General features: G+C 65.1%; 11 protein-coding genes. 3 read left to right on the top strand and 8 right to left on the bottom strand.

What is annotated here, in order from left to right; all coding sequences use genetic code 11:
• Positions 1–8: 8 nt before the first annotated feature.
• The 3 genes from ACQR1W_RS02010 (at position 9) to ACQR1W_RS02000 (ending at position 3285) form a co-directional block, all read left to right on the top strand.
• Positions 9–344 (top strand): hypothetical protein, encoded by a 336-nt coding sequence (locus ACQR1W_RS02010; protein WP_434849245.1) that lies wholly within the window; start codon positions 9–11, stop codon positions 342–344.
• Positions 287–1477: a cystathionine beta-lyase gene (metC, locus tag ACQR1W_RS02005; RefSeq protein ID WP_434849244.1), complete on the top strand. Its 1191-nt coding sequence runs from the start codon at positions 287–289 to the stop codon at positions 1475–1477. Before ACQR1W_RS02010 ends, metC begins: the two co-directional genes overlap by 58 nt.
• Before the next feature lie 119 nt (positions 1478–1596).
• Positions 1597–3285 carry a Na/Pi cotransporter family protein gene (locus ACQR1W_RS02000; RefSeq protein ID WP_434849243.1) on the top strand — a complete coding sequence of 563 codons (1689 nt, stop codon included), beginning with the start codon at positions 1597–1599 and terminating at the stop codon, positions 3283–3285.
• A 116-nt stretch (positions 3286–3401) separates the two neighbouring features.
• Here ACQR1W_RS02000 and ACQR1W_RS01995 read toward each other — a convergent pair whose 3' ends face one another.
• From ACQR1W_RS01995 to ACQR1W_RS01960, 8 genes are all read right to left on the bottom strand, one after another.
• Positions 3402–4433: a hypothetical protein gene (locus ACQR1W_RS01995; RefSeq protein ID WP_434849242.1), complete on the bottom strand. Its 1032-nt coding sequence runs from the start codon at positions 4431–4433 to the stop codon at positions 3402–3404.
• Between the two features lie 179 nt (positions 4434–4612).
• A complete protein-coding gene (locus ACQR1W_RS01990) occupies positions 4613–5818 on the bottom strand; it encodes a cytochrome P450 (RefSeq protein WP_434849241.1) in 1206 nt (401 codons plus the stop codon).
• Between the two features lie 94 nt (positions 5819–5912).
• A complete protein-coding gene (locus tag ACQR1W_RS01985; protein ID WP_434849240.1) occupies positions 5913–6251 on the bottom strand; it encodes a lipid-A-disaccharide synthase N-terminal domain-containing protein in 339 nt (112 codons plus the stop codon).
• On the bottom strand, positions 6245–7009 hold the full coding sequence (locus tag ACQR1W_RS01980; protein ID WP_434849239.1) for a glycosyltransferase family 2 protein: 765 nt from the start codon (positions 7007–7009) through the stop codon (positions 6245–6247). The genes ACQR1W_RS01985 and ACQR1W_RS01980 overlap by 7 nt, the downstream gene beginning before the upstream one ends.
• 137 nt (positions 7010–7146) lie before the next feature.
• Entirely contained in the window at positions 7147–7938 is a 792-nt protein-coding gene (locus ACQR1W_RS01975) for a phosphatase PAP2 family protein (protein ID WP_434849238.1), read from the bottom strand.
• Complete coding sequence (locus tag ACQR1W_RS01970; protein WP_434849237.1) at positions 7938–9680, bottom strand: ArnT family glycosyltransferase; 1743 nt, start codon at positions 9678–9680, stop codon at positions 7938–7940. The genes ACQR1W_RS01975 and ACQR1W_RS01970 overlap by 1 nt, the downstream gene beginning before the upstream one ends.
• A gap of 51 nt (positions 9681–9731) precedes the next feature.
• Positions 9732–11834, bottom strand: a complete 2103-nt coding sequence (gene pbpC, locus ACQR1W_RS01965) for a penicillin-binding protein 1C (RefSeq protein WP_434849236.1) — start codon at positions 11832–11834, stop codon at positions 9732–9734.
• Positions 11831–17044 (bottom strand): alpha-2-macroglobulin family protein, encoded by a 5214-nt coding sequence (locus tag ACQR1W_RS01960; protein ID WP_434849235.1) that lies wholly within the window; start codon positions 17042–17044, stop codon positions 11831–11833. Before ACQR1W_RS01960 ends, pbpC begins: the two co-directional genes overlap by 4 nt.
• Positions 17045–17109 lie beyond the last annotated feature (65 nt).

Genomic DNA, 17109 nt, shown 5'->3' with positions numbered 1-17109 from the left:
GGTCGTCCTTGAGCGTTGATGCCTCACTCATGTCAAACGGGGCCGACCGGGAATCCGCCACTGCAAACGCCATACCAAAATATGGCATTATCGATGCAGAATGGACCGGAAATCGCGGCAAGCCCCTCAACATGCAGCGATGGAATAGCGGCGGCATCACAGAACGACTGGCCTGCCGGGTCAAGGGGTTGACGCCCCTCTTCTGCATTCTGTTATTAACAATCCTGACCTTGAGGGATTCCTGTCACCGGGACGACGGGCAAAAAAAGGCGGCAACGGCAAACGCATGGCATCTTCAAACGACGGCGCTGCGGTGCCACAACAGGTTGAAACCCGGCTGGTGACGGCAGGCCGCAATGCAAAAGCGCAGCACGGATTCGTCAATCCGCCGGTCGTCCATGGTTCCACGGTCCTCTACCCGACGGCGGAGGATCTCCACGCCCATCGCGGCGAATTCCAATATGGCCGGCACGGCACGCCCACCACCAAGGCGCTGCAGGAGACGCTGATGGCCCTGGAGGGGCCGCAATGCGCCGGGGTCGGCCTCGCGCCATCCGGGCTTGCGGCGATCTCCACCACCCTGCTCGCGGTGCTCAAGGCCGGCGATCATCTCCTGGTCTGCGACAATGTCTACCGACCCACGCGCAATTTCTGCACCGGCCTGCTGGCGCGCTATGGCGTCGAGACCGACTATTTCGATCCCACCATCGGCACAGGAATTGAGCAATTGCTCAAGCCGAATACACGCGCGGTGCTTGTGGAAGCGCCCGGCTCCCAATCGTTCGAGATGCCGGACATTCCGGCGATCGCCGCGGTCGCGCATGCGCATGACGCGCTGGTGATCGACGACAACACCTGGGCAACCCCGCTCTATCACCGCTCGCTCGAGCAGGGCGCGGACATCAGCATGCAGGCCGCCACCAAATATATCGGCGGCCATTCCGACATCATGTTCGGGACGATCTCGGCGAACGCCAAGGCGTGGCCGATGATCTCGGAGGCGATCCGGCTGCTTGGCGTCTGCGCCGGGCCCGATGATGTTTTCCTGGCCTTGCGCGGGCTGCGCACGCTCGGCGTCCGCCTCGCCCAGCACTATCGCTCGGGGCTCGAGATGGCGCACTGGCTCGCCACGCGCCCGGAGGTCACGCGGGTGTTGCATCCAGCCTTGGAAAGCGACCCGGGGCACGCGATCTGGAAGCGCGACTTCACCGGCGCCTCCGGGCTGTTCAGCATCGTGCTGCAGCCGAAGCCGCAACAGGCGGTCGATGCACTGCTCGATACGCTCGCTTTGTTCGGCATGGGCTATTCCTGGGGCGGCTTCGAAAGCCTCGCCATTCCGTTCGATTGCACCAGCTACCGCACGGCGACGCGATGGGCTCCGCGAGGCCCGACCCTGCGGCTGCATATCGGGCTGGAGAATGTCGAGGATCTGAAGGCCGATCTCGATCGCGGCTTTACCGCGTTCAACGCCGCCTAGCGCGAAGGCGTTTCGGCTCGGCGCCCGCGCCTGGACCGACACTTGGAGCCAATCCCGCCGAAAACCGTTGATCCGCCACGGATCGGCGCTAGCTTGGTCGTGAGCGAAAGCCGACGCGAATGGGAACAATGGTCCTGCTCGACTTGATGGGTGGCGTGGCGTTGCTGCTGTGGGGACTGCACATGGTCCACAGCGGGATTTTGCGCGCCTTTGGTCCCGATCTTCGCGTGCTGCTGGGGAAAGCGCTGCGCAACCGCTTCAGCGCGCTCGCCGCAGGCATTGGCCTGACGGCCCTGCTTCAGAGCAGCACGGCGACCGCGCTCATCACAAGCTCTTTCGCAGCTGAGGGATTGGTCGGGCTGGTGCCCGCGCTCGCGATCATGCTCGGCGCCAATATCGGCACCACGCTGATCGTTCAGGTGCTTTCCTTCAACATCGCGGCCATTGCGCCCGTGCTGTTCGTTCTTGGCCTCGTCGCTTTTCGAAGCGGCCCTCGTTCGCGGATCAAGGATCTCGGCCGCGTCTCCATCGGCCTGGGCTTGATGCTGCTGTCGCTGCACATTCTACTGGACACACTGGCGCCGGCCGAACAGACCCCAGGCCTGCGCATCGTCATGGCGGCAATTACCGGGGACCTTGTGCTCTGCGTTGCCCTCGGTGCCGCCGTAACATGGCTCGTCCATTCCAGCGTTGCCAGTGTGCTGCTGATCATGTCGCTTGCCTATGCGCATTTCATTTCGTCCAGTGCCGCCTTGGCGCTGGTTCTGGGCGCCAATCTTGGCAGCGCGATCAATCCGGTGTTCGAGGGTATCAGGCGCGACAATCCGGCAAGCTATCGGCTGCCGGTCGGCAACCTGCTGAACCGGCTCGTCGGCGTGATCGTCTTCGTCCCTTTCCTGCAGCCGCTCGCTGACCATTTGCAGACGCTGCAGCCTGATCCGTCCAAGCTCGTCGCTCTCTTCCACATGGCGTTCAACCTCGCGACCGCGCTGGTCTTCGTCGGCCTGCTCGCCCCCATGGAGCGGCTGCTCAGGATGTTGTTTCCGGAGCGCACGGCAGACACCGATCCGGCCAGGCCGCGCTATCTCGACGAGACCGCGCTGGAAACACCTTCGCTTGCCCTCACCGACGCTGCCCGTGAGACCTTGCGCATGGGGGATTTCATCGAGACCATGCTACGCGACGTCATGACCGCAATGATGACGAACGACCGAGTTCTGGTCGGCCAAGTGTCGCGCACCGACAACGTCGTCGACAGGCTCCACGAAGCCGTCAAGCTCTACATCGCCAAGCTGACCCGCGGCAGCCTCGACGACCGCGAAGGCAAGCGCGCGATGGAGATCATCTCGTTCGCGATCAACCTCGAGCATATCGGCGACATCATCGACAAGAACTTGAGCGAGCTCGCAACCAAGAAGCTCAAGCGGAGGCTCCAGTTTTCTCCCGAGGGCGCGAAAGAGCTGGCGTCGTTCCATAAGAAAACTCTGGACGCCCTGCGCATGGCGTTCGGCGTCTTCATGTCCGGCGACGTGCATGAGGCGCGGGCGCTACTCTCGGAAAAGGTCGAGCTGAAGAACGTCGAGCTCGGTGCCACCGAACGGCATCTCGATCGTCTCCGCGAAGGGCGCCCCGACACGTTGGAAACCAGCTCGCTGCACCTGGACGTCCTGCGCGACCTCCGGCGCATTCATTCCCACATCTGCTCCGTCGCCTATTCCGCGCTCGACGCGGCCGGCGAAGCCGCCACTGTGACGGCCTCAGAGAGCAGCCAGGCCGAACGCCTGTCATCGCGACCGGCCCATCCATAGATAGCCGCACTGAAGCAGGATGGGCCGCCCAAACGCGTCGCTTGCAGACATTCATGCGGACGCCGCGACGGGCCGCTCGCTCAGCATGCAGGGCGCGCCCGCACGTCAGGACCTTGCTAATCGCTGCCTTCCTGATCGGCCCGTCCTCGCAAGGAGGTCAAGAACCGCAGCGCGGCATCGCGCGTCTCGGGAGAGTTGAGGATCCCGAGATGCGAGGTGGCGAGCACCGGGTCGAATTGCCCCTGGCCGACAAGGTCGATCGTCTCGGCGCCGGCCAGACCGGCGCTGGCGGTGAAATCATGCGGTTTGCCGTCGCGGTCCTCGGCGGGAACGCCCGGAAGCACGCCGTCTGGCAGGCTGTTGTAGACGAAGTCGGGTGATCCCGGCTTGTTGCGGATGACCAGGTAACGCGTGGGACCGTGCGTCTCGCCCGCGGCATTCAGGACGTTGAGTAACTGCGTGTGGTCGGAGCCGTATTCGTCGCAGACCGCGCTGCTCGGTGTGAAGCCGCCGCCGCTCGGCAATTGATAGAAGTTGCCCGGGTTGGGCGAGCAATCGATGATACCGTGATTGGGTCCATCTATCGCCACCAAGGCGCGGACCTTGCGGTAGGCATTGTCCTGCAGCATCCATTCGCGCGCGACGGTGACGCCGAGGCTGTGGGCGACGATGTCGACGCGCTTGGCGCCCGTGAAATCGAGCACCGCCTTGACGAATTCGCGCAGCATCGGCACGGCCGCTGCCGTGGTGTGCGAGATGCCTGAGCGATGGGTATTATCCTGTGCCAGGTCGCACTGATCGCCTTGATAGCCCAGACCCCAGAGCTCGCTGGGATGGTAGCCGTGATCCAGGAAGGATTGCGCGAAGGCCTGCATGCGACCGAATGGATTGCAGGCGGTCGGGAACGGCGTGTCGTTGTTGCCGTGGAGGAAGATAACCGGGACGTGCTCGACCCGGCCGATCTCCGAGCCGAAGCCAATCGCCGGCTGTCCCAGGTAGAAATTCCGGATCACTGGGAAGCGGTCGGGAAACGTCGTCCCAATCGTGACGCTCTTGCCTGGCGAGCCGGCGCTCGCCGATCCTCCTGCGCCGAGTTGCAGCAAAATACCGGCGATGGCCGCAATGCAGAGATAGTATTTTCTGGTCATGGTCTCCCCCACAATTATGTCTCATCCTGTCGCACCCGCACGCGTGCTTGCGAACAATTTCAAGGACAAGATCTCTGGATTTTTTGGTAGTCGACGACCAACGATACAAAACATTCTCACATTGGCAAAGTCCGACGGACGGACGCACATGCCGCCGAACCAAAGCTGCCAAAGGGCACTCATTGCATCTGGATCGCGACGGGGAGCTTTTCGATCGCCCTGAGACCGGGCCGCGGGCGCCAACGAACCTGGTCCGGAGGCACGGCCAACTGCAATTTCGGCCAGCGCTTGAACAGCGCCTCGAGCGCGCATTTGCCCTCGATGCGGGCGAGTTGATGGCCCAGGCAGAAATGGATACCGGTGCCGAATGACAGATGATGGTTGGGCTTGCGCGCGAGATCGAGCTTCTCGGGGTGCTGATTGGCATCAGGATCCATGTTGGCCGCCGCCAGCATGGCCATGATCTTGTCGCCCTGCTTCAGCCTGGCGCCACCGAGATCGATGTCGGTCCTGACGATGCGCGGCTTGGTGAACTGAACCGGCGCGACGAAGCGCAAGAACTCCTCGATTGCCAGATTGACGCGGCCCCAATCCGCCTCGAGCCAATCGCGCAACGCAGGGTCCTTGGTAAGCTCGTAGACCGATCCGCTGATCAGATGCGTGGTGGTCTCTGATCCGGCCCCGAGCAGGAGAAAGACCATCGCCACCATCTCATCGCTGCTGATGCGGCCGCCCTCCTGTTCGACGCGAACCAGCTCCGCGATCAAGCCTTCACCGCCGGTGTCGCGTGCAATCCGCAAGCGGCCTTCCAGGTAGCGTTTCATCGACCCCAGGCCGGCGATCATTTTGACAAAGCTGAGCATTCCGCTCAGACGGGTGAGGCTGTTCGCCCACGCGATGAACCGCGGCCGGTCGGCGCGCGGCAAGCCCAGCAGCTCACAGATCACCGACAACGGCAGTTTCCGCGCATAGCGCTCGACCAGATCGGCTGGCTTTCCTTCAGCAAACAACTCCGCCGCAAGCTCGTCGGCCAAGGCGAAGATCCGTGGTTCCATATCGAGAATCGCACGCCGACGAAACGCTTCGTCGACGATGCCACGCAGACGGGTATGGTCTGGCTCGTCCATGCTCAACATGTTGAGCGTCAGCGTGCGCAGCGACGGCGGCATCCACCAGCGCTGACCGGCGACTTTGCCGTTCTGGCGCATCGTGAAGGTGTCGTTGTCCTTGAGAACACGAACGGCCAGATCGTTGGTCGTGGTGATCCAGGTCTCGCCTACGATCGGGAAATGCACTTTCACGATCGGACCGGCCGCTCGCAACTTCGCGAGGCTTACAGCGGGGTCGCGAAGATAAGCGTCGGTTCTGAAATCCACGCGCAGCATCGGTTCCACTCCTCGGCAATCCGAGCCAAGACGTGGTTATTGACCATGACGATCTCAATGTTCCCGCATACAGACCGCGGGTCCGCGCAGGCCGTCAGCCGCTCAGCGTCTGCGATTCCTTCTGACGGCTTTTGAAGATCAGCATCACGTTGCGGATATAGATGATGTTCGACAGAAGCTGGCCGAAGATGATGACCGGCTCACGCTTCACCAGACCGTAGATCAGCGTCATGACGCCGCCGCCGATCGAGAAGAACCAGAATGCAAGTGGCACCACGCTTTTGCCGGCGCGCTCGCTTGCGATCCATTGCACCAGGAAGCGCGCCGCGAATGCGAGCTGCGCCGCAAGGCCGAAAGCCAGCCAGAAGTCGAACTTGGCGACAAAGATGTCGTAGATGTAGTTGCTCAGCGCCTGTCCGTACTGGATCAGCATCGATTCACCTCGGTCGCGATCGGCGTGGGCTTCTTGCGGCGGATCAGCCACCAGACGCCGAAGAGATCCATGATCCCGATCCACAGCCGGTCGAAGAAGCCGTAATTCGACACACCCGAACGGCGCGGACGGTCGATGACATCGACATAGGCGATCTCGAACCCTTCTCGGCGCACCAGGGCCGGCAAGAAGCGGTGGAGGCCGTCGAAATAAGGCATCATCAGGAACACGTCGCGGCGAAACGCCTTCAGGCCGCAGCCGGTGTCGCGGGTGCCGTCATGGAGCACGGCGTTGCGGATCCGATTGGCGAGACGCGATTGCAGCTTCTTGAAGCCGGTGTCCTTGCGCCCGACGCGCTGGCCGGCGGCGAGGCCGACCTGCGTCCCCCCCTTCTCGAGCGCTGCGATCAGATCGGGCAGGAACGCCGGATCATTCTGGCCGTCGCCATCCAGCGTCGCGACGACGGCGCCGTGGGCCGCGCGCACGCCGCTGCGCACGGCAGCGGATTGTCCGGTCGACTGCTCATGGCTGACCACACGGAGATTCGCCCGCCGCGTCATTTCGTCAGCGAGGCGCTCGGCCGTAGCGTCGGTCGAGCCGTCATTCACATAGACGATCTCGTAAGCCCAGAGCCCGTCCAAGGCGCCCGTGATCTCGGCAATCAGCGGCGCAATGTTGCCCGCCTCGTTCCGCACGGGAACGACGATGGAGACGGACACGGGCAAGGGATGGTCGGAAGACGGCAAATCGGCGCTCATGATGGGAGGGGTCAAATCGGGGCGGGCTCCGCCCGGCCTCCCGCGGGGGCTTCTTATGGGGCTCCAGGCCGCCTCGCAACCCTTTTGAGGCTGCCGGACGCTGTCGAGATCGGGTTTACAGCGGTAGCGCTTCTGGTTCAGCGCGGGACAATCTGGCCGCCCTCACCGACGGCAAAGCCGAGCTGGCGTGCCGCAAACCAGTACCGCACCAGCATGGCGCCGATGAGGCCCACCAGAGCGCCGCCGACCACATCGCTCGGATGATGCGCGAGCAGCACCAGCCGGCTCAGCGCGATTGCCACAGCATAGAGATACATGGGAATCCGCAGCCGCGGCCATACCGCGGCCATAGCAAAGGCCAGCGCGAAAGCGGTCACGGCATGGGCCGACGGCAGGCCGAAATAGGCCTCGGTGCCGTTGAACGGCTGAAAATTGAATGCGTTCGCCTTGCCGCCCACAAAGGGCCGACCACGACCGATGATCCATTTCAGGGGCTGGGCACAGAGGATCGGGATCAACACGGCGAGAAACAGATATTGAAGATGCGTCCCGAGATGCAACAGGCGGCTGCGCGAGCCCTGCGGCCGGAGCGGCACCGCCAACACTACCAGGATCAGCGCGGCTGCGAGAACCCCGAGCACATACTCGTCCTTGCCGAAATCGGTGAAGATCCGGACCGGCCAGAGGCCGGGCATGCCGCGCGGCGGCATCGATTGGATCGCGGTCACGTCGAAAGTGAACATCAGGAGCAACATCAGGCCGATGGTCATCGCGCTCAGCGCGAGCAGCTGGCGCGCGAGGCGTTGCGCAGCTTCTTGCTTATGCGACGCCTGCGGCGGACGCACCAGCTGCGCGAGCCCCGGCCCAACAACGGCAACGAGCTGCGAACCATAGCCAGGCGCCTTGGTTCCGCTCTCGGGAACGGCCATCACTCGGTGCCTTCCGAGCGGAAGATCGAGATCGTGACCGGACGTCCTTGCGAGATATTGTAGCCGTCGATGCGCTTGGCCACGTTGTAGCGCAATCCGATCGCTTCGGCGCGCTGCACGAAGCTGCGCTCGGAGCGCTGCTCGACCAGCGCAAAGCGGCAGGTGCCTTGGCTCAGGAAATCGGCAGCGCCCGAGCCGTCCGTCAGCAAGGTCCCGGTGCCCGTCATGAACACGAGGCTCGGCTCCTGGAAACCGGCGGCAGCGGCCTTCGGACCGACGCAGACCACGTTGCGCAAGGCGCGCGCAATCTCGGCGCTCGGGAATAACGGGGTCAGCGCCGGCAGCACCACGCCGTACACGGCGAAGGCGAGAAACATGGCGGAGACCGCCGCATTCAACAGCGACCGTTCGGCGCGCCCATCCTCGTACAGCCACCATGCGAACAGGCCGAAAATGAGCGCGGCCGCAACGAATGGCCAGGCCAGAAACACCGGCTGCCGCGTCACGGTGATGGCTCCGATCACGGCGACCAGTGAGGTGATCGCCGGAATCCCAAACCACCACGCAGCGCCCCTCCGGAGCCAGCCCCGGGACAGCACGCGCCGTTCGAGCGCGCCGACGGCGAGGATCGCGATCGCCGGGTACAGCGGCAGCACGTAATGCGGCAGCTTGGTCAGCACGGCCTCGAACACAATCCAGGACGGAACGAGCCACGCCAGCAGGAACTGCGCGCCGGGCTCCCGACGCGCCCGCCAGACCGCCGGGGCCGCCATCGCCGCCAACGGCGCACCCGGCCAGAATGTGATCCAGAACAACAGCAGGTAAACTCCGGGCGGCGCGCCATGGGATTCCTGGGCCGCCAACTTGCTCAGCATGTCGCCGCCGACGGAGTCGGTGAAAAAGGTCTCGCCGGCCCGCAACGTGATGAGGATGAACCAGGGCAGCACCAGCACCAGCATCCACATCAGCCCCCACAGCGGGCGCAGCCGCCACAGCCAGGAGGCGCCCCGATCCACGATCGCAAGTGCGACGATGGCAAGGCCTGCGAACATCAGGATCAGCGGCCCTTTGATCAGGACGCCCGCCGCAAGCGCGGTCCAGAAGATCGCGGGCCAGCTCCACGGCGGACGCTCGGGATCCTCCCCGCGCTGCCATGACAGATAGACTCGCGCCAGCGCGCCCATCGCGGCGACGACAGTCAGCAGCAGCATCGCGTCGGTCTTGGCGAGCCGCGCCTCGACTCCCAGCAGAACCGAGCAGCCCAGCATCAGCGCTGCCAAGACTGCGCCGCGGCGGGTGACGAAGGCGAGCCCCGTCCAGTAGGTCAGAAGCACAGCGCCGATTGCGCCGATCAGGGATGGAATCCGATAGATCCAGATGCGCAATTGCGCCCTTGGCAGGCCAAGTGCAGAGGCCGTCTCCACCGCGGCCGATTGCAACCAGTAGATGCCGACCGGTTTTTTGTAGCGCACGTCATCCTGAAAGCGGATGTCGACGTAATCGCCGGTCTCCACCATCTGCTTGGTCGCCTGCGCGAAGCGGGCCTCGTCGCGATCGACGGGCGGAATGGAGAAGAAGCCCGGCAGGAACAAGAGCAGTCCGCAGACGAGCAGGAACGCCACGGCCCGGACGTGGCTGACCGTGACGACGTCGAGCAACCGCGCCAGCCGGTTTCCTGGATTGACCAGGTTCTTCGGCTCACGGGGCTCTCCAAAACGGGGACGGGCATAGGTCTCAACCATGGGGTTCCGCATACGCTGAAACCACCATGCCGACAACCGCTTAGCGTGATGTCACTGAATTCTGACCACAACTGTGTCCGCAGCGCCGGTGGCATCAATGACCGTCAGGCGCGCAAAACCCGGCCCAGGGGGATCGATCAGGCGCAGGCGGCGGCTGTCGATCTCGCCGACCGCAAGTCCATTGACCAGCATGGTGATCGGTAGCACGCCACCGGAGACCTTCACGGGCATCGCGGCAGCATCCGAGCCATTGGCCCGGTCGACGTCGATCCGCGATCCATTCAGCGGGAACTGGATACGGGGCGCCTGTTCCGCGCCGGCTCGGACCAGTTCCCCGAACGGCCGGAACCGGCGCAACGGCAGCGGCAACTTGGAATTGCCGGAGACCAGCGTCCCCTTTGGGGGCCTGGGAAGTGCCGCGGGCAATTTGCCCGTTCGGGCAAACGCATCGAACAGGATGGGCGCCGCAGCCGCGCGCCCGATCAGCCCGGGAACCGGCGCGCCATCGGGACGCCCGACCCAAACGCCGATGGTGACCCGGCCGTCGAAACCGACCGACCAAGCATCACGGTAGCCGTAGCTGGTGCCGGTCTTGAAGGCGATGCGGCCACGTGCCGCATTATCAGGCGGAGGTGTTCCCAACAGCACGTTGCCGACCTGCCAGGCCGCGGCCGCGTCCATCAACCGCATCGGCTCGCGAGCGTCGTCCTTGAGCATGATCTCGCGCAGCGGTATGGCACTGCCAAGCCGCGGAAATCCGGAATAGAGCTGCGCGAGATCCTGCAGCGTGACGCCGACGCCGCCGAGGCCCATCGCAAGGCCCGGCGCTTCGTCCTTCGGCAGGACGAGATTGGCGCCGGCCTGCTTCAGCCGCGCCGACAGCCGGCTTGCGCCGACCCGATCGAGCAGCACGATGGCCGGCACGTTCAACGACAGCTGCAGCGCTTTGCGCACCGGCACCGTGCCTTGATAGGTCATGTCGAAATTTTCCGGCGCATAAGAGCCGAAGCGCACCGGCCGGTCGTCGATCAGGCTCTCCGGATGCACGAAGCCGTCCTCGAACGCCAGCCCATAGATGAACGGCTTCAAGGTCGATCCCGGCGAGCGCACCGCGCGCGTCATGTCGACCTGCCCTGCCCTGCGCGGATCGAAATAGTCCGCCGAGCCGACATGGGCGAGCACGTCGCCGCTGTCATTGTCGACCACGATGATGCCGACCGAGATGTTCGGCCCCAGGCTCGCGGCGCGATCATGCGCGAGCGGCTCGAGCACCTTCTGCAGACCGGCATCGAGCGTCAGCTTGATCACCGCTTGGTCCTTGACCGCGGCGGCGGCTTGGTCGGCTGCATGCGGCGCCAATATCGGCATCGGGTGGCGCAGGCGTGGGACGGGTTGCGCCTTCGCTTGTAAGGCGTCCTCTTCGGACACGACATGCTCGGAGACCATGCGGTCGAGCACGCGGTCGCGGCCTTTCTTGGCGGCGTCCGGGTAACGGTCAAGCCGGCGCGTCTCGGGCGACTGCGGCAGCGCGACTAGGAGCGCGGCCTCGGCCAGCGACAGCCGCTTCGGCTCCTTACCGAAATAGGCGATCGAGGCAGCGCGAATGCCTTCGAGATTGCCGCCATAGGGCGCGAGCGTGAGATAGAGATCGAGGATCTCGTCCTTGCTCATCTCGCGCTCGATCTCGAGCGCCCGCACGATCTGGCGCAGCTTGAACTGCAGCGAGCGACGCTGCCGCGGCTCGATCAGCCGCGCCAGCTGCATCGTGATGGTCGAGCCGCCGGAGACGATATGGCCGCTCGTACCAAGCTGAACCGCGGCCCGCGCCAGCGCTTTGGGATCCACACCGTGATGGTCGAAGAAGCGTTGATCCTCATAGGCAAGCAAGAGCTTGAGATAGGTGGGGTCGACCTCCTTTTTGGCGTCGACCGGCAACCGCCAGCGGCCGTCGGCCATCGCATAGGCGCGCAGCAGCTTGCCGTTGCGGTCGACGATGGTGGTGGAGACGGCGCGCGCCTCCTGCAGCGGCAACGGGCCGAGAGAGACGATCCAGGCGGCGCAGGTCGTCACAGCGACGAGCAGCAGGGCCGCGGCTGTCGCCGCAAGACGCCCGACCCGCCGCTTCGTCTTGCCGCTGGTTACACCTTCGCTCATTTCGCCGCGCGAACCTCCAGCGAGCCCGTGCCGGTGCGACCATAGCGCGACGGGTTGTACATGTCCTCAACATAGGCTTGCGGCAGCACATACTTCCCAGGCGAGACCGCGCGCACGACGTAGGCGACCGCGAACACGGCTTTCGCGTCGGCGGCGCGGTCGAGCGCAGCCGTGAAGCGGTCGTCACGGAACTCGGTGTTGACGGGCTCCTGACCGTCCTCGATCCAGTCGAGGGTTCCACTGTCGCCCGACGACACCAGATGCGGATTGTCGATCTCGAAGCCCGCAGGGAGATAGTCCGACACCATGATGTGGCCGAACTCCGGCTTGGCCTCGGTGATCTTGAGCACCACCGCGAAGCGGTCGTTCTGTTTGGCCTTGCTGACATCGGCCGGCTTGCCATCAAGCGTGTAGTAGCTGCGCTCGATCTTGAAGCCGTTCGCGGCTGCAGGCTCCGGCGTCACCGGCGAACCCGAGACCGAGACCACCGCCTGCACGGGCGCGTTACCGGTGTTGGTGACCTTGAGCGGCTGGCCCACCACCTCCGCGGCACGATAGCTGCGGTAGAGCGCAGTCTTCACCGCCTGGCCGTTGACATCGAGCGCAAGCGCCTCCTTGGCGAGCGCCCGCGCGGCCAGCACGAGCCACGCATTCTCCTGCGTCGAGGTATAGGGCGTGAGCCCGCGCGCCGCTTCGACCCGCATCACGGCCTGGGTCAACGTCGCCTTCGGCGCATTGCCCTCGCCTGCCAGTGACACCAGCGCCGCGGCATCGCGCAGGTCCGAGCCGTAATCGCTGCGGCCGAACACCAACGCAGGCTTCGGCGATAGGCTGTCGGCTGCGGCTGCATAGACCCGCTCGGCGCGGGCGCGGTCGCCGACCAGCGCCAGTGCGGCAGCAAGCTGCGACTTCGCAATCGGCGTCGCGAGGTTGTTCAGCTTGGTGTCGGCGAGATAGCGCAGATCACCGATCGGCGCCACGCCATTGCGTGCGAGCACATAGAGGCCGTAGGCGAGATCGCGGCCGCCCGTTTTCTCCGGCTCGTCGGCATTGACCACCGAGTTCCTGACACGGTCGAGCGCACTCTTGAACAGCACGTCCGGCACCGCAAAGCCCTTTTCGCGGGCACGGGTCAGGAAGTCCGTGACATAGGCGTCGAGCCAGGGATCATCGCCGCCCGCCGACCACAGGCCGAACGAGCCGTTCGAACCCTGGCGCGCCAACAACCGATCGATCGCATCGCGGATGCGTTGATCGATCTCGGTATCCATGGCGAGATGCGCACCGGCTGCGAGCTCGTTGACATAGAGCAGCGGCATCGCCCGGCTGGTGATCTGCTCCGAGCAGCCATGCGGATAACGATCGAGCGCCTTGAGGATCGTTGCCGCATCGAGCGCGCTCGACAGGCTCGCCGACAGCGACACCGTGCCGGTGCCCGGGACGAGGTCGGAGAACATGTCTGACGAGAGCGTCAGGCTCTCGCCTTTGGCGAGCGTGCGGATCGAGCGCCGCGCCAGCACCTGGGTCGCCGGCTTGACGTCGAGCTGATAATGCCGCGCCAGCGTTAGCCCGTTCGGCCCCTTGATGTCGACGTCGAACTGCCCAGTGCCAGTACCGCTGGCATCGAGGCCGAGCGTCGCCGAGCTGCGCTGCTTGGCCGCGAGCTTCATCGTCACGCTGGCATTGCCGGCGACCTTCACCGGCCCGTTCGCCTTCACCGCGATCGTATATTCGCCGGGGGCGCCCTCGACGTTGTCGAGATCGAAGGACAGCGTGCCGTGATCCCCGTGCAGCAGGAAGCGCGGCAGGGTCGCAGTCAGCACCACCGGATCGCGCACGGTGACGTCGGTCACCGCACGGCCGAGCTTGGTCGCGGTCCACGCCACCGCCATGACGCGCGCGGTTCCCGCAAACTCGGGAATATCGAACGCGATCTCCGCGCCGCCGTCGGGGCCGACCGTCACGATGCCCGAATAAAGCGCGAGCGGCTTTTGCGTCGGCGGGCTGCCCTGCAGCTCGGCGCCTCCGGCATCGCCGCCGGTCTTGATCTGGCCGCGGCTGCCCTGCATGCCGTCGATCAGCTGGCCATAGAGATCACGGATCTCGGCCGAGAGCTGGCGCTGGCCGAGATAATAATCGTCCGGCGCCGGCGGCTTGTAGTTGGTGAGGTTGAGAATGCCGACATCGACCGCCGCCACCACGATCTTGGCGTCCTCGCCGGGATTGAGCCCGCCGAGCTTCACCGGAATCTTCAACGTCGAGCCCGGCCGCACCAGCGACGGCGGCGCCAGGTTCACGGCGAGCGTGCGCGTCGATTTGTCGATGCCGAACCATTTCAGCCCGATGGCGCGACCGGGCATGCGCTGCGCGGCCGTATCGAGCGGCCGGCGCAACGTGGCCACGACATAGGCGCCCGTGCCCCAATCCTTGCCGACCACGAGCTTGACCTGGTTGGTGCCTTCCTTGACGTCGGCGCTCTGGGTGCTGAGCAGCCGGTCGCCGACCACGTTGACGGTCAGCTTGCCGGCGGTGCGCGCATTCACCGTGACGACCATGGTATCGCCGGACTGATATTGCGGCTTGTCGATCGAGGTCTCCAACAGATCCGGCGTATCGGCGCCACCGTCGGAATACCAGCCGACGTCGAATTGCACCGAGGTGATCGGGCCGTCGGCATCCGCCGATTTCAGGTCGAGCCTGTAGCGGCCGGCCTCCGGCTGGAAGCTCAGCCGCGTCGGCCCGTCAGCCGCGATGCCGACATCGCCATCAGCGACGCGGCGGGTCGACTTCACCGGCTCGTAGTCCCAATAGGAATTCTGCCGGTACCATTGATAGCGCGACTCGATCTTCAAGAGCTCATAGCGCAAGCCGCCGCGCGCCAGGGTCTTGCCCTCGGGCGAGACGAATACGACGTCGAAATCGGCTTTCTCGCCCTCTCCGACGTTCTTGTCGGCAAACAGCGGCTTCACGCCGATCTGCGCGGCGTTCGCAGCGATCGGCAGCGTGAGCTTGCGCTCGACCGCGCGGCCGCCGGTCTCCGCCATGCGGATGAAGATCTGGGCTTCCTGCGGGCGGGTCGAGGTCGGCGGCTTCGGCAGGCTGACCGGGAAGCTCGCAGCGCCCTTGTCATCGGTCTCGGGCAGGTTCTCGATCGGGGTGCGTTCGTTGGAGGCCGTCTCCTCGTCGGCGACGCCGAACTGATAGCCGGCAAAGCCCGGCCGCTCGGCCGCGGTCGTGACCAGCATGTCGCCTTCGAGCTGCAGGCTGGACGCCGGTGCGCCATAGAGGAAATGACCGTCGACCTTGAGCTCGACTGGAGCGTCGGCCTTGATCATCTTGTCTCTCGACGAGACGTCGAACTCCAGCCGCTCCGGGATATAGTCCTCGACCATGAAGGTGGTCTCGCCGACCGACGATCCCTTCGGGTCGGTAAAGGCGCGGACCCGCCAAGTGCCCGACGGCACGGCGGAGTTGAGCGGCAGGGCGAGCGAGCGGCCGCCAGCGCCCTGATCGGGAAGCACGGCGCGGCGGAATTCGACGCCGTCGGGCCGCTCGACCACGAGCGTGAGTGGGCTGCCGGTCAGCGCATTGCCCTGCCCGTCGCGCAACAGCGCCGTGAGGTACACGGTCTCGTTGGAACGGTAGACTCCGCGCTCGGCATAGACGAAGGCATCAGGGCCTGACGGCGCCTCGCGCCCGGCGACACCGCGATCGGAGAGATCAAAGGCTGACGTCTTCAGGCTGAGGAAGGCATAGTCAGTCTTCTCCCCCGATACGGTCAGCATGGCCGGCGAAAGGCCGCCCTCACCGCGCGCCAAGCCGGTCTCGAACAGCGCGTGACCGGCGTTGTCGGTCTTGCGGGTGGCGAGAATCTCGTTGTTGCGCGCGATCAGCCGCACCTCGGCGCGCGCGACCGGATCGGTCGAGGCCAGCGAGTTGACGAAGACGTGGATGCCGTCATTGCCGGAGAAGGCGGCGACGCCAAGGTCGGAGACGATGAACCATTGCGTGGCAAGCTGGCCGTCCTCGTCGCTCGTCGCTGTCGGGCCTTTCGGCGCCGCAGTCATCACATAGACACCGGGCTGCAGCTCGCCGATCGCCTCGTCGACTGGAAAAGCCGTGGTGACGTCCTGGTTCAGCGCCATCGCGGTCGCAAGCTCGCCTGACCACACCTTCATGCCGCGCTCGTTGCCGAGATCTGAGAGCTGATAGCTCGACAGCGGCCGCTGGAAGTCGCTGTCGATGACCGTGTTGATCAGGTTGCGGTCGCCGATCCGGAACACGTTGACGCTGACGGCCGGCGTGTTGACGCTGACCAGCGGAATGCCCTTCTGCCCGGTGCGCGGCAGCACATAGGCCTTGCCGGTGAAGCGCACGAAGGGTTTGCGGTCGCGGACATAGACGTTGAACTCGGCCGATTTCGGTAAGGCCTCCTTCACCGTAGACGGCAGGCCGGCGCGCAGATTAATATTGTAGCGCTCGCCGTGCTTGAGGCCTTCGACGCAGAGCTGCTTATCCTCCGAGGTCAGCGCCGGCTTGTCGGTGCCGGCCAGCGCCACGAAGGGGGTGAAATCGGTCCGCTTGGCGAGATCCTCGGAGAATTGAAAGCAAGCGCGCGGGCTCGCGGAGTCCGAATCCACGGTGTAGTCGAGCAGGCGGAAGCCGTGCTCGTCGCGCAGCCGTTCGTACTGGCCCCTGACATCAGCGACCTCGCGCAGGTCGAGCGACAGGCGCAGCGCATCGAGCGCCGGCCGCCACAGCTTGCGATCGGCCATGGTGCGGCCGATCATGGCCAGCGCGTCGGCCTCCTCGCCGGCATTGCCGGCGCGCTGATAGGCGATATAGGCGGCGGTCGAGGCGCGCTCCAGCAGGAAAGTCTGCTCGCTGGAGGTGGCCGGCTTGACCTGGAAGACGATGGTGCGAGCCAGTCGCAGCCAGTTGGCGGCATCGTCGGGCGCGGTCGTCGCGATCTGGCCCATGATCTGCAGGCCGCTGCGGAAATCATTGCGGCGGAATGCCGCGTCGGCATCGTTGCGCAACGTCGCCACCGGCTTGTTGACCGGTCCCGCCTCGCTCTTGATCTGCGCCTCCAGCTTGATCGCGGCGTCAGCGAGATCGTCCCGCTTGAACGTCTTCTCGGCCGCGGAAGCCGAAGCAAGGCCGAGCGCCAGCGCGGCGCAGAGGGCGGCGGCGCGAACCAGACCGATCATGGGAAAACTCCTTCGGACGCACAGACGGGCGTCCGCGCTGTTGCCGATTCGTGGCGAGGATGGGC

The sequence above is a fragment of the Bradyrhizobium sp. HKCCYLS1011 genome, assembly GCF_051167795.1.
Taxonomy (GTDB): domain Bacteria; phylum Pseudomonadota; class Alphaproteobacteria; order Rhizobiales; family Xanthobacteraceae; genus Bradyrhizobium.
Note: the sequence above shows the minus strand (reverse complement) of the source record. Positions and strands in the feature narration are given on the sequence as shown.

What these genes read in the sequence shown, in the direction of transcription:
- metC (WP_434849244.1), top strand. Translation starts at nt 287, where the DNA reads ATGGCATCTTCAAACGACGGCGCTGCGGTGCCACAACAGGTTGAAACC.
- ACQR1W_RS02000 (WP_434849243.1), top strand. Translation starts at nt 1,597, where the DNA reads ATGGGAACAATGGTCCTGCTCGACTTGATGGGTGGCGTGGCGTTGCTG.
- ACQR1W_RS01995 (WP_434849242.1), bottom strand. Translation starts at nt 4,433, where the DNA reads ATGACCAGAAAATACTATCTCTGCATTGCGGCCATCGCCGGTATTTTG.
- ACQR1W_RS01990 (WP_434849241.1), bottom strand. Translation starts at nt 5,818, where the DNA reads ATGCTGCGCGTGGATTTCAGAACCGACGCTTATCTTCGCGACCCCGCT.
- ACQR1W_RS01985 (WP_434849240.1), bottom strand. Translation starts at nt 6,251, where the DNA reads ATGCTGATCCAGTACGGACAGGCGCTGAGCAACTACATCTACGACATC.
- ACQR1W_RS01980 (WP_434849239.1), bottom strand. Translation starts at nt 7,009, where the DNA reads ATGAGCGCCGATTTGCCGTCTTCCGACCATCCCTTGCCCGTGTCCGTC.
- ACQR1W_RS01975 (WP_434849238.1), bottom strand. Translation starts at nt 7,938, where the DNA reads ATGGCCGTTCCCGAGAGCGGAACCAAGGCGCCTGGCTATGGTTCGCAG.
- ACQR1W_RS01970 (WP_434849237.1), bottom strand. Translation starts at nt 9,680, where the DNA reads ATGGTTGAGACCTATGCCCGTCCCCGTTTTGGAGAGCCCCGTGAGCCG.
- pbpC (WP_434849236.1), bottom strand. Translation starts at nt 11,834, where the DNA reads ATGAGCGAAGGTGTAACCAGCGGCAAGACGAAGCGGCGGGTCGGGCGT.
- ACQR1W_RS01960 (WP_434849235.1), bottom strand. Translation starts at nt 17,044, where the DNA reads ATGATCGGTCTGGTTCGCGCCGCCGCCCTCTGCGCCGCGCTGGCGCTC.